At 69.4% G+C, this 25,471-nt stretch carries 26 protein-coding genes; 17 read left to right on the top strand and 9 right to left on the bottom strand.

Annotated features, from left to right (window positions below):
- The first annotated feature begins 186 nt into the window (after nucleotides 1–186).
- The 3 genes from AC3ZJJ_RS14885 to AC3ZJJ_RS14875 are packed head-to-tail and all read left to right on the top strand — an operon-like array spanning nucleotide 187 to nucleotide 2,670.
- Nucleotides 187–1,734 carry an HNH endonuclease gene (locus AC3ZJJ_RS14885; RefSeq protein ID WP_489892599.1) on the top strand — a complete coding sequence of 516 codons (1,548 nt, stop codon included), beginning with the start codon at nucleotides 187–189 and terminating at the stop codon, nucleotides 1,732–1,734.
- Nucleotides 1,735–1,777: 43 nt separating this feature from the next.
- A complete protein-coding gene (gene pyrE / locus AC3ZJJ_RS14880; RefSeq protein ID WP_489892598.1) occupies nucleotides 1,778–2,344 on the top strand; it encodes an orotate phosphoribosyltransferase in 567 nt (188 codons plus the stop codon).
- A 17-nt stretch (nucleotides 2,345–2,361) separates the two neighbouring features.
- Nucleotides 2,362–2,670, top strand: a complete 309-nt coding sequence (locus tag AC3ZJJ_RS14875; protein ID WP_489892597.1) for a LacI family DNA-binding transcriptional regulator — start codon at nucleotides 2,362–2,364, stop codon at nucleotides 2,668–2,670.
- Here the strand turns inward: AC3ZJJ_RS14875 and AC3ZJJ_RS14870 are convergent.
- The 3 genes from AC3ZJJ_RS14870 to AC3ZJJ_RS14860 form a co-directional block, all read right to left on the bottom strand.
- Nucleotides 2,634–3,374, bottom strand: coding sequence for an HAD-IIA family hydrolase (locus AC3ZJJ_RS14870; protein ID WP_489895859.1), 741 nt, complete (start codon nucleotides 3,372–3,374; stop codon nucleotides 2,634–2,636). The genes AC3ZJJ_RS14875 and AC3ZJJ_RS14870 overlap by 37 nt on opposite strands.
- 100 nt (nucleotides 3,375–3,474) lie before the next feature.
- A complete protein-coding gene (locus tag AC3ZJJ_RS14865) occupies nucleotides 3,475–4,212 on the bottom strand; it encodes a tyrosine-protein phosphatase (RefSeq protein ID WP_489892596.1) in 738 nt (245 codons plus the stop codon).
- Nucleotides 4,209–5,258: a magnesium and cobalt transport protein CorA gene (locus AC3ZJJ_RS14860; RefSeq protein WP_489892595.1), complete on the bottom strand. Its 1,050-nt coding sequence runs from the start codon at nucleotides 5,256–5,258 to the stop codon at nucleotides 4,209–4,211. Before AC3ZJJ_RS14860 ends, AC3ZJJ_RS14865 begins: the two co-directional genes overlap by 4 nt.
- Before the next feature lie 58 nt (nucleotides 5,259–5,316).
- Between AC3ZJJ_RS14860 and AC3ZJJ_RS14855 the strand changes: the two genes are divergently transcribed.
- Nucleotides 5,317–5,994 carry a TrmH family RNA methyltransferase gene (locus tag AC3ZJJ_RS14855; RefSeq protein ID WP_489892594.1) on the top strand — a complete coding sequence of 226 codons (678 nt, stop codon included), beginning with the start codon at nucleotides 5,317–5,319 and terminating at the stop codon, nucleotides 5,992–5,994.
- Nucleotides 5,995–6,004: 10 nt separating this feature from the next.
- Here AC3ZJJ_RS14855 and AC3ZJJ_RS14850 read toward each other — a convergent pair whose 3' ends face one another.
- Nucleotides 6,005–7,198: a TerC family protein gene (locus AC3ZJJ_RS14850; RefSeq protein ID WP_489892593.1), complete on the bottom strand. Its 1,194-nt coding sequence runs from the start codon at nucleotides 7,196–7,198 to the stop codon at nucleotides 6,005–6,007.
- A gap of 268 nt (nucleotides 7,199–7,466) precedes the next feature.
- Here AC3ZJJ_RS14850 and fbaA point away from each other — a divergent pair, with 268 nt between their 5' ends.
- Nucleotides 7,467–8,489: a class II fructose-bisphosphate aldolase gene (gene fbaA, locus AC3ZJJ_RS14845; protein ID WP_489892592.1), complete on the top strand. Its 1,023-nt coding sequence runs from the start codon at nucleotides 7,467–7,469 to the stop codon at nucleotides 8,487–8,489.
- Nucleotides 8,490–8,494: 5 nt separating this feature from the next.
- Nucleotides 8,495–8,923: a DUF3151 domain-containing protein gene (locus tag AC3ZJJ_RS14840; protein WP_489892591.1), complete on the top strand. Its 429-nt coding sequence runs from the start codon at nucleotides 8,495–8,497 to the stop codon at nucleotides 8,921–8,923.
- Here the strand turns inward: AC3ZJJ_RS14840 and AC3ZJJ_RS14835 are convergent, their stop codons facing one another.
- Nucleotides 8,924–9,550 carry a hypothetical protein gene (locus AC3ZJJ_RS14835; protein WP_489892590.1) on the bottom strand — a complete coding sequence of 209 codons (627 nt, stop codon included), beginning with the start codon at nucleotides 9,548–9,550 and terminating at the stop codon, nucleotides 8,924–8,926.
- A gap of 131 nt (nucleotides 9,551–9,681) precedes the next feature.
- Between AC3ZJJ_RS14835 and AC3ZJJ_RS14830 the strand changes: the two genes are divergently transcribed.
- The 6 genes from AC3ZJJ_RS14830 (at nucleotide 9,682) to AC3ZJJ_RS14805 (ending at nucleotide 14,482) form a co-directional block, all read left to right on the top strand.
- A complete protein-coding gene (locus tag AC3ZJJ_RS14830) occupies nucleotides 9,682–10,035 on the top strand; it encodes a DUF6507 family protein (RefSeq protein WP_489892589.1) in 354 nt (117 codons plus the stop codon).
- Entirely contained in the window at nucleotides 10,035–11,420 is a 1,386-nt protein-coding gene (locus AC3ZJJ_RS14825; RefSeq protein WP_489892588.1) for a hypothetical protein, read from the top strand. Before AC3ZJJ_RS14830 ends, AC3ZJJ_RS14825 begins: the two co-directional genes overlap by 1 nt.
- A 22-nt stretch (nucleotides 11,421–11,442) precedes the next feature.
- Nucleotides 11,443–11,871 carry a hypothetical protein gene (locus tag AC3ZJJ_RS14820; RefSeq protein ID WP_489892587.1) on the top strand — a complete coding sequence of 143 codons (429 nt, stop codon included), beginning with the start codon at nucleotides 11,443–11,445 and terminating at the stop codon, nucleotides 11,869–11,871.
- Nucleotides 11,868–13,283 carry a hypothetical protein gene (locus AC3ZJJ_RS14815; RefSeq protein ID WP_489892586.1) on the top strand — a complete coding sequence of 472 codons (1,416 nt, stop codon included), beginning with the start codon at nucleotides 11,868–11,870 and terminating at the stop codon, nucleotides 13,281–13,283. Before AC3ZJJ_RS14820 ends, AC3ZJJ_RS14815 begins: the two co-directional genes overlap by 4 nt.
- A gap of 79 nt (nucleotides 13,284–13,362) precedes the next feature.
- Complete coding sequence (locus AC3ZJJ_RS14810; RefSeq protein WP_489892585.1) at nucleotides 13,363–13,989, top strand: thymidine kinase; 627 nt, start codon at nucleotides 13,363–13,365, stop codon at nucleotides 13,987–13,989.
- A 64-nt stretch (nucleotides 13,990–14,053) separates the two neighbouring features.
- Complete coding sequence (locus AC3ZJJ_RS14805) at nucleotides 14,054–14,482, top strand: SRPBCC family protein (RefSeq protein WP_489892584.1); 429 nt, start codon at nucleotides 14,054–14,056, stop codon at nucleotides 14,480–14,482.
- Here the strand turns inward: AC3ZJJ_RS14805 and AC3ZJJ_RS14800 are convergent.
- Together AC3ZJJ_RS14800 and AC3ZJJ_RS14795 are read right to left on the bottom strand one after the other, a co-directional pair.
- Nucleotides 14,461–15,039: a TetR/AcrR family transcriptional regulator gene (locus AC3ZJJ_RS14800; protein ID WP_489892583.1), complete on the bottom strand. Its 579-nt coding sequence runs from the start codon at nucleotides 15,037–15,039 to the stop codon at nucleotides 14,461–14,463. The two genes, AC3ZJJ_RS14805 and AC3ZJJ_RS14800, sit on opposite strands and share 22 nt — an antisense overlap.
- A 25-nt stretch (nucleotides 15,040–15,064) precedes the next feature.
- Nucleotides 15,065–15,910 (bottom strand): DUF72 domain-containing protein, encoded by an 846-nt coding sequence (locus tag AC3ZJJ_RS14795; RefSeq protein ID WP_489892582.1) that lies wholly within the window; start codon nucleotides 15,908–15,910, stop codon nucleotides 15,065–15,067.
- Nucleotides 15,911–16,142: 232 nt separating this feature from the next.
- Here AC3ZJJ_RS14795 and AC3ZJJ_RS14790 point away from each other — a divergent pair, with 232 nt between their 5' ends.
- Nucleotides 16,143–17,432 (top strand): adenylosuccinate synthase, encoded by a 1,290-nt coding sequence (locus AC3ZJJ_RS14790; RefSeq protein ID WP_489892581.1) that lies wholly within the window; start codon nucleotides 16,143–16,145, stop codon nucleotides 17,430–17,432.
- Between the two features lie 26 nt (nucleotides 17,433–17,458).
- Nucleotides 17,459–19,963, top strand: a complete 2,505-nt coding sequence (locus tag AC3ZJJ_RS14785; protein ID WP_489892580.1) for an excinuclease ABC subunit UvrA — start codon at nucleotides 17,459–17,461, stop codon at nucleotides 19,961–19,963.
- Here the strand turns inward: AC3ZJJ_RS14785 and AC3ZJJ_RS14780 are convergent.
- The gene (locus AC3ZJJ_RS14780) at nucleotides 19,960–21,549 is read right to left on the bottom strand and encodes an FAD-dependent monooxygenase (RefSeq protein ID WP_489892579.1); all 1,590 of its coding nucleotides are present in this window, start codon (nucleotides 21,547–21,549) and stop codon (nucleotides 19,960–19,962) included. The genes AC3ZJJ_RS14785 and AC3ZJJ_RS14780 overlap by 4 nt on opposite strands.
- Nucleotides 21,550–21,619: 70 nt before the next feature.
- On the opposite strand from AC3ZJJ_RS14780, the gene AC3ZJJ_RS14775 reads away from it, so the two are divergent.
- The 3 genes from AC3ZJJ_RS14775 (at nucleotide 21,620) to AC3ZJJ_RS14765 (ending at nucleotide 24,024) form a co-directional block, all read left to right on the top strand.
- On the top strand, nucleotides 21,620–22,405 hold the full coding sequence (locus AC3ZJJ_RS14775; RefSeq protein ID WP_489892578.1) for a carbon-nitrogen hydrolase family protein: 786 nt from the start codon (nucleotides 21,620–21,622) through the stop codon (nucleotides 22,403–22,405).
- A 211-nt stretch (nucleotides 22,406–22,616) separates the two neighbouring features.
- Complete coding sequence (locus AC3ZJJ_RS14770) at nucleotides 22,617–23,168, top strand: RNA polymerase sigma factor (protein WP_489892577.1); 552 nt, start codon at nucleotides 22,617–22,619, stop codon at nucleotides 23,166–23,168.
- Nucleotides 23,161–24,024, top strand: coding sequence for a hypothetical protein (locus AC3ZJJ_RS14765; RefSeq protein WP_489892576.1), 864 nt, complete (start codon nucleotides 23,161–23,163; stop codon nucleotides 24,022–24,024). The genes AC3ZJJ_RS14770 and AC3ZJJ_RS14765 overlap by 8 nt, the downstream gene beginning before the upstream one ends.
- 37 nt (nucleotides 24,025–24,061) lie before the next feature.
- Here AC3ZJJ_RS14765 and AC3ZJJ_RS14760 read toward each other — a convergent pair whose 3' ends face one another.
- The gene (locus tag AC3ZJJ_RS14760) at nucleotides 24,062–25,408 is read right to left on the bottom strand and encodes an MFS transporter (protein WP_489892575.1); all 1,347 of its coding nucleotides are present in this window, start codon (nucleotides 25,406–25,408) and stop codon (nucleotides 24,062–24,064) included.
- Between the last annotated feature and the right edge of the window lie 63 nt (nucleotides 25,409–25,471).

Here is a 25,471-nt window from a genome sequence, read left to right as displayed (position 1 = left end):
TACGTTGGGGTTATGAGTGACGAACCAGCTGCGGGTCGGGGCACGGCCGCCAGACCGCGCAGGGATACCGCGGATTACGGGGCCAAAACGCGTGTGGGTCACCTCGCGCCCACCCGCACCGTCCGGCCGGATGGCGGTGGTCCTCCGACGACAATGGGATTGGCTGGCCCTGATTCGGGGCGTCGCGTGGGACCACCAACGCTCGGGGCGGAAGAACTACTGTTGCTGGCCAAGAGTCTCGCCGAAGTCGGAACATGCGCCCCGCCACCGCCGGCCGAAGAGGCGTGGACGGGCGGCCAGACGCAGGCGCTGGACGAGGCGCGCGTGCCCGACCGAGCGCAAGCCCCCGACCGAGCGCAAACGCCCGACCAGGTGCGTGCGGTCGATCAACTGCGTGCGCTGGAGATCCTCAAGTCCGCCGCCTGTGCCGCCCAGGCGAGGCTGGCCGTGAGCCTGGACGAATCCGTGCGAAGCGACGAGGTCCGCGCGGGCATTCACGCAAAAAAACGGGGACTCGCTGTGGCATCGCAGATCGCGTTGGCCAGGCGAGAGTCGCCTCACCGCGGGAGGATTCAACTGGGGCTCGCAAAGATGCTGGTCAGGGAGATGCCCTGCACGCTGAAAGCCCTGGGGGATGGAGCCCTGAGCGAGTGGCGGGCCACCGTGATCGTCCGGGAAACCGCCTGCCTGTCCTTGGACGATCGCATGAGGATCGACGAGCAGCTCTGCGGCGACCCTTCCCTGCTGGAAGGCAAGGGCGACAGGCAACTCGCCGGCGAAGCCAAGGCCGCCGCCCTAGCCCTCGACTCGCGGGCCGTGGTGAACCGCTCACGGAAGGCCGTGTCGGAGCGGACCGTGACTTGCAGGCCGGCCCCGGACACCATGGTCTACCTCTCCGGGCTGTCGCCCGTCGCGCAGGGAATCGCAACGTACAAGGCGCTGAGCCTGGAGGCCGACCGGTGCCGTGCCGCCGGCGACCCCCGAAGCCGCGGGCAGGTGATGGCGGACACCCTGGTCGAGCGCGTCACGGGACATGCGGGGGCCGGGGCTGCGAAGGTCGAGCTACAGGTTGTGGTGACGGACCGGGTCCTGTTCCAGGGCGACGCGGAACCGGCGTACCTGAACGGATATGGGATCGTCCCGGCACAGTGGGTCAGGGACCTGGCCAGGCTCGCGCCGGCGGTCCCCCAAGCCTCCACGGGACTACCCGGCCCGGACTCTGGGATCGAGCCGGATCCACCGCCGGACGCCAGTGTCGAAGTCTGGCTTCGGAGGCTCTACACGGCGCCAACGTCCGGTCAGTTGGTGGCTATGGACTCCAGGGCGCGCTCCTTACCCGAAAACATGCGCCGATTTATTGTTGCCCGGGACCGCACCTGCCGCCGCCCGTGGTGCGATGCCCCGATCCGTCACCACGACCATGTGGTCCCCGTCGCCGCGGGTGGAGAAACGAACGTTGCCAACGCCGAGGGACTGTGCGAGGCCTGCAACTACTCGAAGGACGCGGAAGGATGGTCCACGCACGTGACGGACGGCGTCCGCGGCACGATCGTCACCACCACGCCGACCGGCCACAGCTACACATCAACCGCCGCGGCCCCGCCGGGAACGCCGGTGCCCGGCGATTGTTCGGGTGAGCTGGTTGTCGGCGCAGTCAACCCGCGCGCCCTGCTGTTGAGACACCTTCGACGGCCGGGGAGAAAGGAGCGCCATCGAAGCCGGGCCGACTCGTGACACGTACGTGGAACAAACCTTGCGCGCAACTAGAATCGACACCATGACCTCCCACAGCGACGACCGCGCCCGCCTGCTCGAACTCATCAAGGAACTGGCCATTGTTCGGGGAAGGGTAGTCCTGTCTTCGGGCAAGGAAGCCGACTACTACATCGACCTTCGCCGCGTCACGCTGCACCACGAGGCCTCCCGTCTTGTGGGGCGGGTCATGCTCGAGCTCCTGGACCAGGCGGGCATCGACTTCTCCGCCGCGGGTGGACTGACCATGGGCGCGGACCCGGTCGGCACCGCGCTGATGCATTCCGCCGGCGACGAGGGCCGTCCCATCGACGCTTTTGTTGTCCGCAAGGCGCAGAAGTCGTACGGCATGGGGCGCCAGGTGGAAGGCCCGTCCGTGGAGGGGCGGGACGTCGTCGTACTGGAGGACACGTCCACTACTGGCGGCAGTGCGCTGACCGCGGTCGAGGGGGTGCGCAAGGCAGGCGGAAACGTCAAGGCGGTTGCGGTCATCGTGGACCGCGACACCGGATCGAAGGAACGGATCGAAGCCGAGGCCGGCGTCCCCTACCTCTTCGCCTTCGGCAAGGATGAACTGGGGTTGTTCGACTAGCCTGCGCGACCCGCCACATGCCCTCCGCCGAGACGCCAGGCGCACTGGCGACGATCTACGACGTGGCGCGCGTCGCCGGGGTGTCCGCGTCCACGGTGTCGAGGGCCTTCGCGAGGCCCGGGCTGCGGGAAATCCACGATCGGGGCGCTGCTCGCGGACCACGTGGGCGGGACCTCTCTGGACGGAGACGCCCCGACTCTGGACGGAGACGCCCCGACGCGGCCGGTCGCGCGCTCGACATTGCCGCGGCGCCCGGAGAGCTGGCTCGGGCGGCCGCGGGCTGGCTGCATCAGACGTCGGGCAGAAGTTCCGCGACGGAATCGTAGACGGCGTCCGGCCGGAACGGGAACGCCGCGATGTCGGCGGGCTGGGTGATGCCGGTGTGCACCAGGACGGTGTACAGCCCGGCCTCCATGCCCGCGATGATGTCCGTGTCCATGCGGTCGCCGATCATCGCCGTCGTCTCCGAATGCGCCTCGATCCGGTTCATCGCCGAGCGGAACATCATCGGGTTCGGCTTGCCGACGACGTAGGGCGTGCGGTTCGTGGCGGTGGTGATCAGCGCCGCCACGGCGCCGGTGGCGGGAAGCGCGCCCTCGGCGGACGGGCCGGTGGCGTCCGGGTTGGTCGAGATGAACCGGGCGCCGAGATCGATCAGCCGGATCGCCCTGGTGATCGCCTCGAACGAGTAGGTGCGGGTCTCGCCGAGGACCACGTAGTCGGGATCCTGGTCGGTGAGGATAAAGCCGGCCTCGTGCAGCGCCGTTGTGAGCCCGGCCTCGCCGATCACGAACACGCGGCCGCCGGGCATCTGCCTCTTGAGGAACTCCGCCGTGGCCAGCGCGGATGTCCAGATGTTCTCCTCCGGAATCTCCAACCCCGACGCCGACAACCGTGCCTGCAGGTCCCGCGGGGTGTAGATGGAGTTGTTGGTCAGCACCAGGAACCGCTTGGAGGTGTCCACCCAGCGGGCGATCAGCTCAGCGGCACCGGGGATCGGCTTGTTCTCGTGGACCAGCACGCCGTCCATGTCCGTCAGCCAGCATTCGATGTCCGTGGGGGTGCGGTGATGCGTCAAGGGCTCGCCTTTCCTCGGGTTGTGCTGCCGCCAGTCTGCCACCGGCCGGCGATCATTGCTGCAGGCGGTCGTGGAGTTCCTCGATGTCCCGGGACGGCATGCCGGCGTCGTGCAGGTAGGCCGCGATCGAGCCGTGCCGGGACAGGAAGCGCTCCACAAAGATCCGCATGGCCTCCGCCGGTGCGGTGAAAATCACCGGTGGCCGCTCCGCGGTGAACGCCGGCGGCTCCTCCCCCGGATGGGCGCGCAGGTGGAGGGCGTGCAGCGCGGACAGGATCTCCGGGAGGTCGGAGGCTGTCCGGGCGTAGTCCACCACAATCGACTCCTTGTCGGTTCCGGCGGCGAGGTGCACAACGGCGGACAGCACGCCAGTGCGGTCCTTGCCGGCCGCGCAGTGCAGCAGTGTGGTGCTGCCCGCGGCGATCGGGGAAAGGGCCCTGACCACCATGTCCGGGCGCGCTTCGGTCCACCAGAGGTAGAGGTCGGCGAGGTCGTCGGCGGTGTGGATGTCCCGGACGAGCGAAGGCTTGCCCTCCGTGGGATCCAGCGGCGCGGACACCAGATCGGGCAGCTGCTCGCCGTGCGCGCGGGCATCCAACAACCAAGGGACCAGGGCGCTCTCCCGGGGTGACCTGAGGTCCACCACGGTGCCGATCCCATGCTCCGCCAGGAAGCGCGATATCCGGTGGGCGTCCCAGCCGAACGGCGCGCTGGAGCGGTAGACCAGTCCCTCGACGACGGGCCGCAGGTTCAGCACCCCGGGCACCGCGCCCTCGATCCGGCCGGTCACAGCCAGCCGTTCCGCTTGAAGACCGCAAACAGCCCGGCGCTCAGGGCCGCCATCAGTGCCAATGCCGCCGGATAGCCCCAGGCCCACGACAGCTCCGGCATCATGTGGAAGTTCATGCCGTAGATGCTACCCACAAGGCTCGGCGCAAAGAGGATGGCCGCCCAGGAGGAGATCTTCTTCATCTGCTCGTTCTGCTCCACGCTGGCCTCGGCAGCCCGCTGGGAGATCAGGGTGGAGGATAGGGTGAGCGCGTTGGTGAGCACCTGGCGCATGGCGACGATCCGGTCCACCATGCGGATGACGTGGTCGTGGACGTCCGCCAGCAGGCGGTCCAGCTCCAGGGCCGCCGGTTCCGCCCCGGGGCGCGCGACGGCGCTGCCCTGGGAATCGAGCGCGTCGCCGCCCTCCTCCACCAGGCCGCGGCGCATCACGGCGACCATGCGCTCCAGCGGGGCGACCGCGCGCTGGAACTCCACCACCTCCCGCGAGAGCTCGTAGATGCGCCGGGCCACCCGGGTGTTGCCGACGAACAACTCCGACTCGATCTCCTCGATGTCGTTGTCCAGGCCCTCCGCGACGGGCACGTACTCGTCGACGACTTGGTCCAGGATCGCGTACAGGACGGCGTTCGGGCCCATGGACAGTAGCCGGGGATCCTCTTCGAGCCGCTGCCGCACGGGGGCCAGGTGCGGCGCCTCCACGCGGCGCACCGTGACCACGAAGTCCGGGCCGGTGTACACGTGGATTTCGCCGAACTCGACCTTTTCGACGTCGTCCAGGTAGCGGGCGGGACGCAGGACCACAAAAGTGTGGTCCCCGTAGTGGTCCATCTTGGCCCGCTGGTGTCCGGTGAGGGTGTCCTCGATCGCCAGCTCGTGCAGGTTCAGCTCGTCCGCCACCGCGCGGAGTTCGGCGTGGTCCGGGCGGTAGAGACCCAGCCAGGCCATCCCGCCGACCGCCTTCATCCGTTCGAACGTCTCCGAGAACTCGGCCGGCGCCTCGGTCCGCTTGCCGTCGACGTAGATGGCGTTGTCAACGATGGGCAAGTGGAGACTCCTTCGGTGGTGCGGTCAGGGCAAGTCTCCCACCAACTACCCTTGGATGGTGAAGAAAACTCCCGAAGCCGCCGTCGCGGACGCGCCGTCCACCCAACCGTGGCAGGAAGCAAACCCGCCCGTTGGCGTTGGGCCGTGGGAGGGCGCGCGGCCGGAGGGAACCCACTGGGACGAGGAACTGCTGAGCGGGGGCGACCGGCGCAACGTCGCCGACAAGTACCGCTACTGGCTCCACGAGGCGATCGTGGCAGACCTGGACACCCGACGCCACGACTTCCACATCGCCATCGAGAACTGGCAGCACGACATGAACATTGGAACGGTTGTGCGGACGGCCAACGCGTTCCTCGCCAAGGAAGTCCACATCATCGGACGACGCCGGTGGAACAAGCGCGGCGCGATGGTCACCGACCGCTACCAGCACGTGCGGCACCACGCCACGGTCGCCGAGTTCACCGCCTGGGCGGAGCGGGAGGGCCTGGCGGTCATCGGGATCGACATCTTCCCGGACTCCGAGAAGTTGGAGACCTACGCGTTGCCGCGAGACTGTGTCTTGGTGTTCGGGCAGGAGGGGCCCGGCCTGTCCGAGGAGGTGCATGCCGCCGCGGAGGCCACGCTGAGCATCGAGCAGTTCGGTTCGACCCGCTCCATCAACGCGGCTTCCGCCGCCGGCATTGCCATGCACGCCTGGATCCGGCAGCACGTGTTCGGACAGTTGCCCGGCTGACCGCCGGACCCTAGGAGGTTTCCGAGGCCACTTCCTGGTGCCGCTGGTGCGCCAGCTTGACCTTTTCCCGGATCGCCTCGACGTCCTTGGCCTTGTTGCGGTACTTCGGCTCCATGGTCAGGATGTTCTGCTCCTCCTGCACTAGCCGGGAGTAGACGCGTTCGCGTTCGGCCAGGTCCGCCGTGTAGCCGAGGTCCAGGTAGTCCTCCGCGTGGCGGCGGGCGTTGTTGATGGCCGTCTGCGCCTTCCCGGCCTTGGAAACCAGCGAGGCGACCACGGTGATCACCAGGATGCCGATGATGACGGAAAGCGAGAGGGCCGTGGTGATCTCGATGACGTCCACGTGTTCGCCGCCGTTGATGAACGGCAGGTTGTTCTCGTGGAGGGCGTGCAGGAACAGCTTGACGCCGATGAAGCCCAAGATGGCCGCGAGCCCGTAGGAGAGGTAGATGAGCCGGTCAAGCAGGCCGTCGAGCAGGAAGTAGAGCTGGCGCAGGCCCATGAGCGAGAACGCGGTGGCGGTGAAGACGATGAAGACGTTCTGCGTGAGGCCGTAGATGGCCGGGATCGAATCCAGCGCGAACAGGATGTCCGTGCCGCCGATCGCCACCATCACCAGGAGCATCGGGGTCAGCGCCTTCTTGCCGTTCACGACCGTGAACAGCTTGTCGCCGTCGTAGTGCTCCGACGTGTGCAGGAAACGTTTGGCGAGCCGAATGATGAAGTTGTTGGCCTGGTCGCCCTCGTGGGCATTCGGCTTCAGCAGGTTCCCCGCGGTCAGCAGCAGGATCAGGCCGAAGACGTAGAAGATCCAGGAGAACCTGTTGATCAGGGCCGCGCCGGCGAAGATGAAGGCCGTGCGCATGATCAGGGCAAACACGATGCCGAAGAGCAGCACCTTCTGCTGGTCCTCGCGGGGCACCTTGAAGCTGGCCATGATGACCAGGAAGACGAACAGGTTGTCCACCGAGAGCGCCTTCTCGGTGATGTATCCGGCGAAGTATTCGCCGCCCATGGTGCCGCCGCCGAAGATGAGGACGCCGATTCCGAAGAGGACGGCGATCCCCACGTAGATGGAGGACCAGATGGCCGCTTCCCTGAGTTGCGGAACGTGGGCCTTGCGGATGTGGAAGAAGTAATCGAAGGCCAGCAGGCCGAGGATGGCGGCGATGGTCGCCAGCCAGATCCAGGTGGGAACGGTCACGGTGTTTCCTTTCGCGGGTAGGCGGAATCGCCGCGAGTCTCTCCGCCGGCGCTTGCATGGTGCCGTCCGCCTCGACCGGCGGGGCAACCGTGCCCAACGTGTTGACGGTCTCGGCGCGGGGGGATACTCCCTCACGTTCCTTCCATCCTAGCGGGGGAGCGCCCGCGCCGCCGCTCCCCACCGTCATGGGGGCGTGGTGCCCGCCACGTTTGGCTAGGATGGAGGCAGCAAACGCCGTCTACTCCCAGCCGACCTCCAAGGAGTCAGTATGCCTATCGCAACCCCGGACAAGTACAACGCCATGATCGATGCCGCCAAGTCCGGCGGATACGCCTTCCCGGCCGTCAACGTGACGTCCTCGCAGACGCTCAACGCCGCGATCCGCGGGTTTGCCGAGGCCGAGTCGGACGGCATCATCCAGGTTTCCACGGGCGGGGCCGCCTACTGGTCGGGCGCCTCCGTCAAGGACATGGTGGTCGGCTCGCTCGGCTTCGCGGCCTTCGCCCGCCAGGTCGCGAAGTCATATGGCGTCAACATCGCCCTCCACACGGACCACTGCCCCAAGGACAAGCTGGACGGCTTTGTGCTGCCGCTCCTGGCCGCCTCGGAGGAGGAGGTCAAGGCCGGACGCGACCCGTTCTTCAACTCGCACATGTGGGACGGTTCCGCGGAGACGCTCGAGGACAACCTGCGCATCGCCGCCGAACTGCTGCCCCGCACCGCGGCCGCGAAGCAGATCCTAGAGGTCGAGATCGGCACGGTCGGCGGCGAGGAGGACGGCGTCGAGAACGCCATCAACGACAAGCTCTACACCACGGTCGAGGACGCGCTCGCGACTATCGAGGCACTCGGCTCGGGTGAGAACGGCCGCTACATCACCGCGCTGACGTTCGGCAACGTGCACGGCGTCTACAAGCCCGGCGGCGTGAAGCTGCGCCCGGAGATCCTGAAGGACATTCAGGCGCAGGTCGGGGCGAAGCTCGGCAAGGAAAACCCGTTCGACCTGGTCTTCCACGGCGGGTCGGGCTCCTCCGAACAGGAGATCGCCGACGCCGTCTCCTTCGGCGTGATCAAGATGAACATCGACACGGACACCCAGTACGCATTCACCCGGCCGGTGGCCGGGCACATGTTCGCCAACTACGACGGTGTGCTGAAGGTCGACGGCGAGGTCGGCAACAAGAAGTTGTACGACCCCCGCGTCTGGGGTGCCAAGGCCGAGGACTCGATGGCGGCACGCGTTGTCGAGGCCGCCCGCCAGCTCGGCTCCGCCGGCAAGTCCCTGAAGTAGGCGCCGTGAGCGACGAACTGGGCCGCAACCTGCTCGGCATCCCCGAAACGCTGCTTCCGTCCGAGTCGGAGGTCGACGCCCGTCTCGCGGCGGGCGACGAGCCCGCGGACGTGGCCGCAGACTATCCGACGTCGTCCCTCGCCTGGGCTCTGCTGGCCAACGACGCCCTCGCCGAGGGCCACCCCGTCGAGTCCTACGCCTATGCCCGGGTGGGCTACCACCGCGGGCTGGACTCGCTGCGCAAGTCGGGCTGGCGCGGGCAGGGACCGGTTCCGTGGCGCCACGCGCCGAATCGCGGCTTCCTGCGCTCGCTGTACGCGCTCGGCAAGGCGGCGGCGGCCATCGGGGAGACGGAAGAAGTGGACCGCATCGGCAAGTTCCTGGACGATTCGGACCCGACTGCCAAGGCCGCGATCGAACGGGGCGAGTCCTAGCTAGGACGGGGCGCCGGCCGCGGGAAGGATCGTCGTTGTGACGGCGACCGCCTGCGGCCGGCGGGGCACGGAGCTGAAGCCGAAGCGAACCGGCGGATCGACCGGCGCGAGCGGGCCGAGGTTGCGCCCCTCCCACCATGCCTCCACCCGCTCGATCGAGCGGATCGAGCGCACGCCATAAAACTCGCGGCGGCCGCCACCGGCGGAGCCGGCCGTCGCGACGCCGGGAACCAGCAGCGACGCCAGCGGGTTGATGGCGGTTAGCCAGCGCGGATGTACGGCGAGCCGGGTCGGAACCAGTTCCATCAGGCGGCCGAGGCCCGTCACCGGGCCCAGTTCGATCACCAGCCGGAGGGGGCCGCCCGCGAGCCGGAGCACGGGCGGGCCGCCGGTTCCGTCGACCAGCCGGGCAGCGATCGGGGCGGTGACGACATTGTCGAAGCCGTAGGTCGCCGAGACATACTCGGCGACGCCGGCGTTCGGCGCCAGGAGGGTGCGCTCTCCGCCGCCGTGCTCGACCATCACGTCCGTGAAGGCGCCCAGCGGGGAATCGAGCCAGTGTCCGACCACGCATCTGGTGCCCGCGGCAGTCCCGAAGCCGGCGATGTATCCCGTGAAGCGGTCCATTCCGGCCACGCTACACGCACGGTGCGGATGCGGAGCCGGCCACATGGGGAGTTCTCCCCATCGCGGGCCGGATGGCCGGCGCGCTATTCTCGCAGGGTTACACAAGCAACTCGAGAAAGAGGGGGAACACGGTGGCTCTGGACGGCTGGGACATCAACACCGGCGCGGCAGGTGGCGTAGTGGTGGCGGCGCAGGGCGACGTGGACAGGCTCACGGCCCAGGAGACGGCCCTGACCACCGCCTTCGAAGAGGCCGCCACGGCGTGCGACCACCTGGACATCGGGGACGCGTTGAACTCCCTGCTCGGGGACTTCGCGGGGCCGCTCCTGCAGTCCGCCAAGAACGCCGGCAACTCCATCTGCGGACACACGTCCGAAGCCATTAACGCCTACATCCAGGGAGACGAGTCCATGGCCGAGGACGCCGAGCACGCCATCCACTCCGTGCCCACGGTCGACGGCGGCGACCGGACGGAGCAGGACTGATGCCCGTATCCATCTCCGCGCTGCCGGATACGCTTCCTGACACCGCGGCCATCGATGCCGCGGCCAGCGCCGTCCGCAAGGTCGGGACGGACTCGTCCGGGATCTACGACGACGTCAAGGCGGGCTGGGACACCTTGCGTCCTCACTTCCAGTCCCCCCACACCGAGAAGGTCATGACGGCGGTCCCCACCGTCATGAAGCCTTTCATCACGGCGTCGGAGGACCTGACGAACCAGGTCGGGACGGCCCTTGAGGCGTACTCCGACGACATCGCCGGCCTGAAGACGCGGTACAACAACGTCAAGGAGCGGGCGTCGACGCACAACGGCATCGCCTTCGCCGACCGTGCCGACGACTACGCGACGGAGAACGCCGAGATCCAGACGGAGATCAACGCCGTGGCGGGCCTCTACGACGCGGCGGTCGAGAAGTGCTCCTCCGCGATCCGCGGCCTGAACCCCAGCACCGGCTGGTACGACGGGGTCAACAACGCCACCGACCTCACCGGCAAGGGTGTCGACATCCTGGAAGGGGCCGGCTTCGCCGCGTCCCAAATGACCTACCGGAACGGCAAGCTGTTCTTCGAGTTCAACTCCGCCTCCAACCCGTTCCAGGCGACGCCGCCATCCAGCCACCGCATCTCGACGGGCGTCCTGAACCGCTTGAACGTGCCGGACAGCTACATCCAGCGTCTGGTGGACAGCCAAGGACCCAATCCCACCCGGGTTTCCAACGGCGCCACCCGTCGGATGCTGGACGGCATCAATCCGCAGAGCGCCCTGGGTCTTCTTCTGGCCAAGTACCCGCACCTGAAGAACACCAAGTTCAACATCAATGGCCAGAACGTCAACCTGCGCGTCCAGCTCACGCGCGGGCCGGGCACGCCGCCCGGTGCCGCCGGGGTGCGCAACGGCCCGGTCCGCCTCCCCGGCGCCCTGGACAACATCAACCGTATTGCCAGCGGGCCCGCGGGCAAGCTGCTGACGGGTGCAGACTACGCGGCAACGGCGATGGGCGCCTACTCCGACGGCTACAACGAAAGCCTTCTGCGCGACCCGAGCCTCAGCGCGGCCGAGCACGCCCAGACGGCCGCCACGGACGCCGCCATCGTGACCGGTGGAAAGGCCGTCGGCGAGGTCGTCGGTACGGCCGTCGGACGCGGCGCGGGCGCCGTCGTCGGACAGGCCCTCATCCCCATTCCCGGCGTGGGTGCGGCGGTCGGCGGCTTCGTCGGGGGCATGGTGGGCGGCTGGGTTGGCGGTGAGATAGGCTCGGCCGTCGGCGGGGCCATCAACGACCTGCGCCACGGGGATGTCGGATCCCTGGGCGAGGCGGCCGTCGACGCCGGCAAGAAAGTCCTCTCCTCGCTCAACCCGTTCGACTAGCTCCCTGGAGAACAACGCCCCCATGAACGACTACCTCGTAATGGCACTCCTACTCGGCCTGCCCGGCCTGGGCGCGCTGGGCGCCGGCGTCGCCGCCTGGAGCGGCCGATGGCGCACCTGGGCACCCAAGCCCGTGGCCGCGTTCTTTTTCACCAAGCGGAACTACCTGCCGCTGCAGGTGGGCCTGGTGGGCATTGTCATCCTCTGCGCCGCGGTGCCCCTCACCGCGACCCTGGAGCACTGGGAGAACGCCAACACCCTCTGGACCGTCTTCGCCTTTGTCGGCGCGCCACTGGTCATCGCGACCCGCTGGTGGTGGCCCCACGGCGTGACGCCGCGGTGGCACAAGGAGTGGATCCGTCGCGGCGGCGACATCGGAGACGCCGGAACACCATTGTGGGGCCCACACGAGACAGTGCCGGAGAACGCGGCACGGCAGGGATGGAAATGAGCCGGCAACTGCAAAGCACGCTGACCGAAGGCACGCGCGGAGTCCTGTCCTTCGAGACCCTTCAGCCGTGGACGGCCGAGTCGCTCCGGCCGGAGGTCGAACTTTTCGCCGCCATGCCGCCCGTCGAGAACGACTTCACGCCCAACGTCGTCGTCACCGCGAATCCCTACTCCGGGACCCTGGCCGACTTCAGCCGGCGCGCGATGGCGGGCATCGAAAGGGACCTGCGCGAGGGACGAGTCGTTCACGCCGGCCGGTGGGCCTACCGCTTCGCCGAGCCGCTCGGGGACGGCTCGATCCCGACCGACGCGCTCGGTGTTCCGCTTGCCGCCCAGGAGGGCCGCGTTCTCGAGTACACCCACCGCGCGCCCAACGGGCTGACCGTCAGCGGCGCCGACTACCTTTTGGTGCTGGACGGCTGGGCCGTGCAGGTCAGCACCACGACCGCGATCCAGAGTCGCTTTATCTTCGACGAGCCCTTCCAGGCCATCGCCCGGTCCGTGCGGACGCTTCGGGCCGCGCGGCCGGATGACGGGGCGCAGGCAGGGGACGTGACCGCGACCGAGGGACGCGCGGCGGACACGGCCGTCGACGAGGCCGCCAGCGCGGACCAGGGAACCGAACTCGAGGCCCTCTTCGCCCATCTGGCAGCCGGCGCCACCATCGGCACGGGCGTTTGGATGACGGGCGGGGCGATCGCGCGGACGGCGGAAATCAAGGACACCGTGCTGGGCCGGCTCGGAGGTTCCGATCCTCTCGTCGACGAACTCAGGGACCTGGGCGTCCTCGACGGGGGCCGGCTGGGGGAACTGGGCGGCTTTATGGCGTCCGCGCTGACCGAAGCTCCCGTCCGGTTCCGCCTGACGGGCAGGTTCCTGGATGGGGAAACCACCCTCCAGGCCTTTGTTCTGGGCGGAAACGTGCTGATTGCGGCCGAACAGGGGTATGGGCCCAGGGTCCTGAACCAGCCGTGGCATCCCGACGATCCGGCCCGCTTCAACGTGCAGATCCTGCCCGTCACCGAACTGAGCTCCGCCCTGGCCCGATGGGCCGGCGTGGGGCCCGCGTGGAGCCTGCACCTGGCGCCGTTCCTCTTCGACTCCGACGTCGTCGACCGCCGGCTCGGCGGCGACGCTCCCGTGCCCGAGGGAGCCGGCGACCTGCTGCGGGAGGCTTGGTCACACCCTTGGTTCACTTGGGTGCTCGAGGCGGAGGGTCCGGGCGGCGCCGTCGAGCCGGTCACTTACGTGAACACCGGACCGCGCGGGCACTTCAGGATCGGGACGGCCGAGGACCCGGGGACTGGCGCGCCCAAGGTGGCCTTCTGGGCGACCGAAAGCTCGTACATCTTCCGTCAGCTCGAAGACACCCTGCAGGCGGTCCTCTACGGCAGGCCCGTGGTCCTCGGCTAGCCGCCACCGGCCGGCCGGTTGGGGCCAGGGGGGCGCGCGCGGCATAGAATCGATTGCCGCACCCGTCGAAAGGACCTCCTTGGCCAAGCTCTACTTCCGCTACGGCGCGATGAACTCCGGGAAGTCGACCGGCCTGCTGCAGGCGGCGTTCAACTACGAGGAACGCGGACAGCGCGTGCTGCTCGCCAAGCCCGACGTGGACACCAAGGGCGACACCGACATCGTGTCCCGGCTGGGCATGACGCGCTCGGTGGATTTTTTGATCCCCGCCGCCGCGCCCGTCCGCGACCTCTTCGCCGCGCACGCGGCCGGCGACGACCCCGACGCGCTGCTGGAGCACGTCGACCAGCCGCCGGTTGCCTGCCTGCTGGTGGACGAGGCGCAGTTCCTGGGCGCCGAACAGGTGGACGACCTCTTCCGCATCGCGGTGCAGGACAACGTGCCGGTGCTCGCCTACGGCATCAGGACGGACTTCCGGACGCGCGCCTTTCCCGGGTCGCACCGCCTGATGGAGATCGCCCACACCCTGGAGGAGCTCAAGACGATCTGCCGCTGCGGCCGGAAAGCCATCTTCAACACTCGGCGCGTCGGCGACTCCGTGGTGTTCGACGGCGACCAGGTGGCGATCGACGGCCAGGACGTCTGGTACGAATCGCTGTGCGGCTCCTGCTACCTCGAGGAGTCCGGCGGCCGCCTGGGCTCCTGAGCGAGTCGGCCCTCTGTCGCCGGGCGCACTTCCGCGAGCGCCGGACGGCGTGCATCATGCAGGTATGGAACCGGTGCCGGCATTCACCTCGACCGTGGTTGTGCACATCCCGCCCGCCCGGGCTTGGGCGCTCCTGACGGACTGGGTGGCGGCGCCGGCCTGGATGCCCGGCGTCACCGAGATGCACGCCGAGGGGCCCACGCAGACGGGCCTGGTGATCGACTTCCACGCGCGCGGACACGAGCGGACCGCGCAGGTCACAGCGCTGGACCCGGGCCGCAGCATCACCATCACCACGGGCGAGGGCGACGTCGGCGCGCACTACGCCTACGGGCTCGCGGCGGCCGGGCTGGACACGCGACTCACGCTCCAGGTCACCGTCCACGTCACCGACAGCCTCGCGGACATGGCGGGGGACGTCGCGGCGTCCCTGGTCGAGGCGGACCTGACCCAGCTGGAAAGCTTCAGGCGCTACGCGGAAGCGGCCCCGTAGCCCGCGAGGACGCCGCCGAGAATGGCATCCACCCCCCAGATGAACGCGGCCTCGCCGAGGTCCGGTCCGCCCGCCTCCGGAGAGACGGCACTCAGGGAGACCCGGTCCTGGTGCGCGGCCACGGAGCCCAGAATGTGGTTCAGCAGCAGGTGCTGAGCCCACGCCGACCGGTCGGCCGGCACCCCGGCCTCCTCCAACAGGTCCCGCAGGCGGGTGATGGGTGCCAGCGCCGCCGGTTGCATCGTCTGCGCCAGCTGCACCACTTCGGCGCTGTCCGGGACGGGCACCAGGGCCGCCCTGATGTCACCCGCGAGGCGGCCGGCGGCCGCCCGGGCGGCGGCTGCCCCAGGCTCTTTCCGCGGGGGGTCGGCGATGCCGCCGAGGAGCTGCGCGGCGACGTCGACGAGGAGTTCCTGCTTGTTCTTGACGTGCCAGTAGAGGGCGCCGACCTGAACGTCCAACTCGCGGGCCAAGCGCCGCATGGACAGGTCGCCGAGACCGAAGTCGCTGAGGATGCCGACGGCGGTCCCCACCACCTGTTCACGAGTCAGCGCCATGCCCACAGTCTAGGTGTCGACACACCTAGGAGGCGCCCGGGCGCCGCAGCCGCCCGGCGAGCGCCATGGCGTCGTGGGGCGCCCTGACCTTGGCATCGTCGTCGAAGTAGACAAACACGTCGCGGCCCCCGTCCTCCTCCATCCACCCGCGCACCCGACCCTCCCACGTGTCGAGGGCCTCCTCCGTGTAGCCTCCGGCGTAGAGCTCGCCGAGCCCGTGCAGGCGCACGTAGGAGAAGTCGGAGGTCTGCTCGAGGAACAGCGGCCACTTCCCGGCGCTGTCCGTGGTCGCCGCGGCAACGCCGTGGCGGCGGAGCTGGTCCCGGAAGCGCTCCGTCTCGAAGCTGCCGTGCCTCACCTCCATGGCGTGGCGAAGCCGGCCGTCGGCGGCGGCGGCCGTCCAGGACCGGTCCTCCATCCACTCGTCGCGGTCGGCGGCCATTCCCAGCGCCTCGCCGACGGTCTTCGGGAGCAGGCCGAGGAACTCCTCCACCACGTCCTCGTTGTAGTGCAGCCACTCCGGGGTCTGCCACAGGAAGGGACCCAGCTTCTCGCCAAGCGCAAGCACCCCGGAAGCGAAGAAGTTGCACAGCGGGCCGCGCACGTCGCGGAGCATCCTCACATGCGTGACGAACTTGCCTCCCTTGACGGAGAACACGAATCCCGGGGGCGCGGCGTCGTGCCAGGCGAGGAAGCTGGAGGGGCGCTGCATCGAATAGAACGTCCCGTTGATCTCCAGCGTGTCCAGACGAGCCGAGGCGTACTCCAGCTCGCTGCGCTGCGGCAGCCCCTTCGGGTAGAACGTGCCGCGCCACGGCGGATACCGCCAACCTGAAATCCCCACCCTTGCGCCCTGTCCCGAGTCCGCCATACGGGCACGGTACGCCCGGCGTGGCCCGCAGCCAAGGGCCGGCCGCCCAGGGCAACCTGTGGATAAGTCGCATGTTGACGCCCCCTCCGGTAAACTCGGTGCGTAAGAGCCCCTATCTCTTACGCGCGCCCCGGAGACGGGGTGCGGGCAAGTGGTTAGGGGCGTTCTTGTGTCCGGCACCGCCGGAACCCGGTGGAAGCCGGTCTAGCTGAACCAGCAAGGGGAGGATCCCATGCCAGCAATCGTGATCGTCGGAGCCCAGTGGGGCGACGAGGGCAAAGGCAAGGCCACCGATCTGCTCGGTGGCCGCGTCGACTACGTAGTCAAGCCCAACGGCGGCAACAACGCCGGGCACACCGTCGTCGTCGGCGGCGAGAAGTACGAGCTCAAGCTCCTTCCCGCGGGCATCCTCTCCCCGAACGCGGTGCCGATCATCGGCAACGGCTGCGTGGTGAACCTCGAGGCGCTGTTCGAGGAGATCGACGGGCTCGAGGCCCGCGGCGCCGACACATCAAAGCTTCGGGTGTCCGCCAACGCGCACCTTGTGGCCCCGTACCACCAGACCATGGACAAGGTCAGCGAGCGCTTCCTCGGAAAGCGCGCCATCGGGACCACCGGCCGCGGCATCGGGCCCGCGTACATGGACAAGATCGGCCGCCTGGGCATCCGGGTCCAGGACCTGTTCGACGAGTCCATCCTGCGCCAGAAGGTGGAGGGCGCGCTGCGCCAGAAGAACGAGCTGCTGGTGAAGATCTACAACCGCCGCTCGGTAGAGGTGGAGGAGATCGTCGAGTACTTCCTGGGCTTCGCCGAGCGGCTGCGCCCCCTGGTCATCGACGCCACGCTGGAGCTGAACAACGCGCTCGACGCCGGCAAGGTTGTGCTGATGGAAGGCGGCCAGGCCACCCTGCTCGACGTCGACCACGGCACCTACCCGTTCGTCACCTCCTCCAACCCGACGGCTGGCGGATCGTCCGTGGGATCGGGGATCGGCCCCACCCGCATTACCCGCTCGATCGGCATCATCAAGGCCTACACGACGCGCGTCGGCGCCGGGCCGTTCCCCACGGAGCTGTTCGACGAGATGGGCGAGTACCTGCAGAAGACCGGCGGCGAGTTCGGCGTCAACACGGGGCGCCCGCGCCGCTGCGGCTGGTACGACGCCGTGCTGGCCCGCTACTCCTCGCGGGTCAACGGGCTGACCGACTACTTCGTCACCAAGCTGGACGTGCTCACCGGCATCGAGAGCATCCCCGTCTGCGTGGCGTACGACGTCGACGGCGTGCGGCACAACGAGATGCCGATGACGCAGACCGACTTCCACCACGCGAAGCCGATCTTCGAGTACTTCGCCGGCTGGGACGAGGACATCACCGAGGCGCGGACCCTGGAGGACCTGCCGGAGAACGCCCGCCGCTACGTGCTGGCGCTCGAGGCGATGTCCGGAACGCGCTTCTCCGCCATCGGCGTCGGTCCGGACCGCGACCAGACGATCGTGCGCCACGACCTGATCGGCGACTGATCCGGCAGGGGGCTAGAGTCGGGGGAATGGTATCCAGTTCCCCCGAGTCCGGCTTCGTCGGCGTCCGCGGCGCCCGCGAGAACAATCTGCGCAACGTCGACGTCGACGTACCCCGCGACTCCGTGGTGGCCTTCACCGGCGTGTCCGGCTCCGGCAAGTCCTCGCTGGCGTTCGGCACCATCTACGCGGAGGCCCAGCGGCGGTACTTCGAGTCCGTCGCGCCGTACGCGCGCCGGCTCCTGCAGCAGGGCCACAACCCGCGGGTGGAGGAGATCACAGGGCTGCCGCCCGCCGTCGCCCTCCAGCAGCGCCGCGGCACGGCCAGTTCGCGCTCGACGGTGGGAACGATCACCACCCTGTCCAACTCGCTGCGCATGCTCTTCTCCCGGGCGGGGCGGTACCCGAAGGGCGCGGACCGGCTCGACTCCGATTCCTTTTCCCCCAACACGGCGGCCGGAGCCTGCCCGGTGTGCCACGGCCTCGGAGTCGCGCACACCGTCACGGAGGCCTCCTTGGTCCCCGATCCGTCGCTGAGCATCCGCGAGGGCGCCATCGCAGCCTGGCCCGGGGCCTGGCAGGGCAAAAACCTCCGGGACATCGTCACGGTGCTCGGCCACGACGTGGATGTCCCGTGGCGCAAGCTGCCGAAAAAGTCCCGCGACTGGATCCTCTTCACCGGGGAACAGCCCGTCGTCGAGGTGAACCCGGAGCGGGACCGCGTGGCGAAGCCCTACAAGGGGCGCTTCTGGAGCGCCAAGAGCTACGTGATGCACACGCTTGCGGACTCCAAGAGCCAGAGCATGCGCGATCGGGTGCTGCGCTACATGGAGTCTGGCCCCTGTGCAGAATGCGACGGCAGCGGACTGCGGGCCGAGGCGCTCGCCGTCACCTTCGACGGGGGGACGATCGCGGAGCTCAACGCGCTGCCGATGTCGGCGCTCGCCGACCGCCTGCGCTCCTGTGATCCCGCGACGGCCGGATCGCCCAACTCCGCGGACGTCGCCGCAGCCATCACCGAGGACCTGATCAGGCGCGTCGACGTGCTGCTGGGCCTGGGTCTCGGCTACCTCGCGCTCGGGCGCACCACACCGACCCTGTCCCCGGGGGAGACCCAGCGGTTGCGCATCGCCACGCAGCTGCGCTCCGGGCTGTTCGGCGTGGTCTACGTGCTGGACGAGCCTTCCGCGGGGCTCCATCCGGCCGATGCCGAGCCGCTGCTGGCCGTCCTCCAGCAGCTGAAGGAGGCCGGCAATTCGGTCTTTGTCGTCGAACACAACATGGACGTGGTGAGCAGGGCCGACTGGATCGTCGACGTGGGGCCGCATGCCGGCGAGGGCGGTGGCGAGGTGCTCTACAGCGGTCCGGTGCCGGGGCTCGCCGACGTCGAGGCCTCCGTCACGCGCGGCTACCTGTTCGACGTCGGCGCCGGCGGGCACGGGTCCTCGGCGACTGTCCCCGGCGGCCGCGCAGTGCGGGAGCCGGGTGAGTGGATCCGGCTGGAGGACATCGAGCTGCACAACCTGCGTTCGCTGACCGCCGAGTTCCCCCTGGGTGTGATGACGGCCGTGACCGGGGTGTCCGGCTCGGGCAAGTCCTCGCTCGTCAGCAGGGTCCTGGCGGACACCGTGGGTCGCCACGTCAGGCCCGACGCCGACGCGGGTGCGCCGGAGTCGGAGGACGACGACGGGGCGCGGGACGCCGCGGCCTCCGTGGGCCGCTCCTCGGGGCTGGAATCGATCGACCGCCTGGTCAGGGTGGACCAGAAGCCGATCGGGCGGACGCCGCGCTCCAACCTGGCCACGTACACCGGCCTGTTCGACTCCGTCCGCAAGGCGTTCGCGGGGACGGACGAGGCGCGGAGCAGGGGCTTCGGCGTCGGACGCTTCTCCTTCAACGTCCCCGACGGCCGGTGCCCCACGTGCCAGGGCGAGGGCTTCGTAGCAGTGGAGCTCCTCTTCCTGCCCGGCAGCTACGGGCCCTGCCCCGACTGCCACGGCGCGCGCTACAACGCCGAGACGCTCGAGGTCGCCTACCGCGGCAAGAACATCGCGGAGGTCCTCGCGCTGCCCGTCGACGCCGCGGCGGAATTCCTCGCGGACGTGCCGGCCGCGGCGCGGAGTCTGGCCACGCTTCAGGAGGTCGGCCTCGGATACCTGCGGCTGGGCCAGCCGGCCACGGAACTTTCCGGCGGGGAGGCCCAGCGGATCAAGCTGGCCACCGAGATGCAGAGGCTGCAGCGCGGCCACACGCTCTACGTGCTGGACGAGCCGACCACCGGGCTGCACCCCGCGGACGTGGTGCGGCTGATGCGCCAGCTGGACCGTCTGGTGGACGCCGGCAACACGGTGGTGGTGGTCGAACACAACATGGACGTGGTCGCCGCCGCCGACTGGGTGATCGACATGGGGCCGTCAGGCGGCGACAAGGGTGGCCGGCTGGTCGTGGCCGGAACCCCGGACCAGGTGGCGGCCGCCGCCGGAAGCGTCACGGCGCCCTATCTCGCCAAGAGGCTGCGCGGCCCCGTGGCCTAGATTAGGCCGCGTCCCTTGGCGGCCCTGGTCCCGACGGCGTCGCGGACCTCGGCGACGAATCCATCCGGACGCACCACCACAACGGTTCCGTCCGGAAGGTGCTTGTCCGGGGCCGCCCCGAACTCGTGCAGCACGAGGCCGTAGCGTCCCGCCACCACGCCACCGAGCGCGACGGCGGACGTCCCGTAGGCGTGGACCTGCCAGGTCGCGGACGCAAGGGCCGCGTGGTTGTCGTGCTCGGCTCCCGCCCCGGACACCCACGGCAGGCGCCGTCCCAAAAGCTTCCCCCGGCGTGTCCAGCGAGCCAGGCCGCGGGTCGCGTCGGCCGCCCGCCGGTCCGCGTCGGACATCCAGTAGTGGATCCGCGTCTGGGACAGATAGCCGAACATGCGCCCGCCGGCCGGGGACCGCGGCACCAGCCGGATCACGAAGGGCCACACGAGCGGCAGGACCACCGTCCGCAGGATGCGGGCGGGGCGGGTCATGGACGTCACCGCAGTGAAGACGCGGTCGGTCGTCGACACCAGCCGCAGCGCCACCGGGCGGCGCTCGGCCTCGTAGCGGTCCAGGTAGCCGGCCGGCATCCGCCCGTTCAGGACGTCGGCCAACTTGCACGCGAGATTGTGGGAGTCCTGGAGGCCGGTGTTCATGCCCTGCGCGCCGACCGGGGAATGGATGTGGGCGGCGTCCCCGGCGAGGAACACCCTGCCGCCGCGGAACGCGTCGGCGACCCGGTGGTGCACCCGGTACGTGGTGAACCACTCGGAGTCCGTGTAGCTGATGCCGAATTCGGTTTCGAGGGTGGCGCGTGCCCGGCGCTCGTCCACGGCGGAGGATCCCTCCCCGATCCCCTCCCCGGCGCCGTACTCCTGGCGCACGATGCCGAGCAGCCGCACGCGCTGGCCGCCGGCGCCGTCCGGACCCATGGGGAAGCCAAGCATAAAGTTCTCGCCGCTGACGCGGACATTGATGCTCGGGTCCGAACCGGTCACGCCGTTGGCGTCCACCACGTAGAACACCTGCGCGCTCGTGGCCCCCTTGAAGTCGATTCCCAGCGCGCGGCGCACGGGAGACGAGGCCCCGTCGGCACCCACCACGTAGCGGGCCAGGATGCGCACGCGGCCGGCCGGCCCCTCGGCCTCGACACTCACCCATCCGTCGTCGGACCGGTGGTCCAGCGAAACGAACGCGTGGTTCCACCACACCGGACAGCCGCGGTCGCGCAGGCGTTCGGCGAGGATCTCCTCGTTCGCGCTCTGTTCCAGGACGTGCAGCCCGGGGTACTTGGTCAGGCGGTGGCCCAACCTTCCCAGGGGAATGGCCTCCAGCGGGCGGGAGCCGATCCCCGGCCGGACCTCGGCGGCGAGGACGGCCCGTTCCAGCACCCTGTCGACGACGCCCAGCTGCCGGTAGATCTCCATGGTCCGGGAATGGATGCCCAGCGCGCGGGACTCCCGCGTCGGCCCCGACTTTCCGTCGATGACCATGGAATGGACACCCAGCTTCTCCAGCCAGTTCCCGGCCATCAGTCCGGTGGGTCCGGCCCCGACCACCAGCACCTCGGTGCGCAAGAGGGGAGTGCTCATGTGCACAGGCTACGCGCCGTGCCGAGGTCTGGGTACGCTGGGGAACAGACCCCCAGTGGAAGGCAACGAGATGAAGATCAGTGCTGGACAGTTCTCCCCGTCGGGATCCCTAGCGGAAAACCTGAAGGTCGTCCGCCGATTGGCGGAGCGTGCGGTCTCCGAAGGGGCGGAGCTGGTGCTGTTTCCCGAGGAGACCATGTTCACCGTGCGCAAGGTGGAGGGCGACCTGGCCGACGCGGTCGAGCGGGACTGGACCACGTTCGTCCAGCAGTTGTCCTTCATTGCCGCGGAGAACAAGGTGGCCATCGTGGCCGGCGGCTACGAGGCCAGCGGCGAGGCCCGCCCCTACAACACCCTGGTGGTTGTGGACGAGACCGGGCGCATCGCGGGCACCTACCGCAAGGTCCACCTCTACGACGCCTTTTCCTACCAGGAGTCCACGCGGATCAAGGCCGGGGATCCGGAGGCGCCGGGCGTCTTTGAGATCGGCGGCCTGAAGGTCGGCGTGATGACCTGCTACGACATCCGGTTCCCCGAGTTGGCGCGGAAGCTGGCCGTCCAGGGCGCCGACGTGCTCCTCGTCGCCGCCGCCTGGTTCAAGGGCGACCACAAGATCGACCACTGGGAAACGCTGCTGAAGGCGCGCGCCGTGGAGAACACGGTGTGGATCGCGGCGGCCGGAACCAGCTCCACGAACACGATCGGCCACTCGGCGATCCTGGATCCCATGGGCATACCTGTCGACTATCTGGACGACGAGAGGGAGGGCCTCGTGACCGTCGACGTGACACGCAGGCGCATCGACGAGGTGCGCGAGTTCCTGCCCGTCTTGAAGAACCGCAGGATCGGCGTCTAGGGGGCCGCCCGTCCCCGCGAAAGAATTCGTCCCGCCGCGTAACCTCGCCGGTGGTGCGCACGATTACGTCTATGAGGAAGCCGGGCCGAGGGTTCCCCCCAACGAGTCTCGGCCCGGCTTCTACACCACTTCCGACCGGACGTTTCGCCCCCTGACGCCTAGGACTATCCGGGCCGGCGTCCGATCCGTTCCCCGGAAATTCAGGAGCGCCTTGACCCCCGTCCTCACGGATGAGGTACTGCAGAGGGCCCGGCAAGACGATGCCGAGGCCCTTGCGGCGCTCTACGGGAGCCTCGCCGGTCAGGTCCACGGCTATCTGGAGGCCAGGGGCGTGGATGACGCGGAAGGCGTGACCCAGGATGTCTTCCTGACCGTCTTCACCCAGCTCGGCAGGATCGAGGGCGGGCTTGCCGGTTTCAGGCGCTTCACGTTTTCGGTCGCACACGCGCGCATGGTCGACGCGACCCGTGCCAGGGCCCGGTCGCCCCGCCTCGACGCGTACGAGCCGGACGCCGATCCGCGCACGGCGGCATCGCCGCAGGAAACGATCCTGGACCGGCTCGGATCGGGTCCATTGGGGGCCGTTGTGGACGGGCTGCTGGAGGATCAGCGGGAGTGCGTCCTGCTGAGGGTTGTGGCGGGCATGAGCATCGAGGAAACAGCCGGCATCATGGGCAAGACCCCGGGGGCCGTCAAGCAACTCCAACGGCGCGGGCTGTTGGCCATGAAGAAGATTCTGGAAGAGGTGGGCGCGGATGCCTAGTCGCCATTGGTCGGGGCACACGGAGCGCGGCGCCGGACCCGCCGCGTCCCGCCTGGTCGCCGAAAGCGGCCTCCCCGCGGATCCGGGATTGGAGCAGGCGCTTGTCTCGCTCCAGGCCTTCGCCCACCGGGAGGCTCCGGCGCCAAGCGGTCAGCTCAAGCTCCTGCTCGAGGGTGGGAAGGCGTCGGCGAACGTGGTGCCGCTCCGCCGCCGCGGGCCGGCCGTTGTGGGTACCGTGGTGGCCTTGGCGCTCGCCGCGGGCGTCGGCGGGATCGCGGCCGCCACATCGCGCCCGGAGTCCCCGTCCGTCGCGTCGGTTGGCGTGGAGGCCGGAGCCCTCGCCGAATATCCCCGTCCGCGGATCTCCTCGGCGCCGGCGCCGGTGATGGTGCCGAGCGCGACGGCGGCGAAGGCCTCCAACGGCGGCGGAACCGGTGGCGGTCGCGCCAACGGCGCTCAGGCCAACGGCGCTCGAGCCGGCGATGTCGCCAACGCCGGTATGCGCGTGGAAGCCGCGGACGGCCCGAAGGGCACTGCGGCAGCGCGCACCCCCGGCACGGAGAAGTCGGGCACCGCGGAGAGGCGCGCCGCCACCCAGAACGCCGGGGCCACGGAGGAGAACGCTGGCGCGAAGGGGGCCGGCAACGCGAAGAAGAACGCTGGCGCGAAGAACGCCGGCGACGCGAAGAAGAACGTCGCCGAGAAGAACATCGCGAAGAAGGATCAGGCGGCGAGGAAGGCTGCCCCGGCAAAGGCGGGGGCCACAGTCGGTGCGACGGGAGGGTCCAAGACGGCGGACAAGTCCAAGGCGGCGAAGAAGCCCAAGGGCACGGCCGCCAAGGGCGGCAAAGGCTAACTCGTCCGGCTCGCCCGGCCCCGCCGTCGCCGCGCGGCTAGATCCGGACCGTCGCCGCCGCCTCGGCCGACATCTCCGCGGCGTGGTCCTCCCAATCCCCGGGACCCGGCAGCGACCGCAGCCGACGGTTGGCGGCGGCCAGCAGCGCGGCCGCGGCGCAGAGTCCCGCGCAGACCAGCAGGACACCCGACCAGCCGAGTACGGCGTAGCCGAATCCGGCGATCAGCGGTGCCAGCGGCACCGCGCCGAGGGCGAGGAGGTCCATGGCGCTGCTCGCCCGGCCGAGCAGCGGGGAGGGGACCGCCGCCATAAAGTACCCCAGCAGCCCGGCGTTGATGGACGGCGCGGCGAACACCATCAGCGCCAATACCGCCAGCAGGCCGGGGAGCTCGGGTACAAACGGCAGGAACGCCACGCCGCCGGCCACCAGCAGCAGCCCGCAGACGGCCAGGGTTCCGGTACGCACCCGCTTGACCAGAAGCGGCGCGACGAGCGAACCCAGCAGAATGCCGGCGCCGAGGGCCGCGGACACCAGCCCGATTGCCGCGGGGGACTCCCCGCGCTGCTGCAGGCCGAAGACCACGGACGTGACGGCGGAGTTCACGCCCAGGTTCAGCACGGTGGAGATGAGCATCACCCCGCGCAGCTCGGGCCGCCGGAAGATCCACTTCAGCCCCTCCGTGGCCTCGCCGACGTAGCCGCGCACCATGGCGGCCGCGGAGGAGTGCCGGGGAGTTGCCGCGTCCCCCAAGGGCGCGGCGGTCGCCCCGTCCGGCCGGGGCCGCAGATCCGCCTTGATGGCGAGGGCCCCCACAAGGGCGACGGCGTGGGACGCCGCGACGGCGGCGAGGGGCAGGGCGTGGCCCAGCGCCATCAGCCCGCCGCCGGCGGGACCTCCGGCCAGGGAGACGGCGGCGTCTCGCCCCTGGTTGGCCGCCATGGCCGGAGCGATCTGCGGCGTCGAGACAACGTCCTTCAGGGCCGCGTTGGAAACGGAACCGAAGAGTCCGTTGCGGATGTTGAGGAGCAGGTTGAGTCCGGCCAGAAGCCACACGTCCAGCAGCCCGGCAACCTGCAGGCCGGCCATGGCGCCGGCCACGGCCAGGCCGAGCGCGCCACCGGCCAGCATCAGCATGCGCCGGTCGTGCCGGTCGGCCAGCACTCCTCCCGGCAGAATGGCGACCACTCGGCCCACCTGACCGATCGCGGCCACGATCCCGGCCTGTGCCGGGCTGCCCGTGACGTAGAGGGCCAGCAAGGGGATCGCGAACGACTGCAGGGCCGTGCCGAATGCCGTGCCCGTATCGCTCGCCAGCCACCAGAGGTAGTTGTGGTTCCGATGGAGTCGCGCCGGGTGGTTTCGGGCTGTGGCGGGTTCGCTCATGGAGCAAGGGTAGATGCGCAATTAAACTTGCGCAATAAAAATTGGCAATCGGTTGCGCGCTTC

The organism is Arthrobacter sp. AOP29-A2-19 (assembly GCF_058138025.1).
Note: the sequence above shows the minus strand (reverse complement) of the source record. Positions and strands in the feature narration are given on the sequence as shown.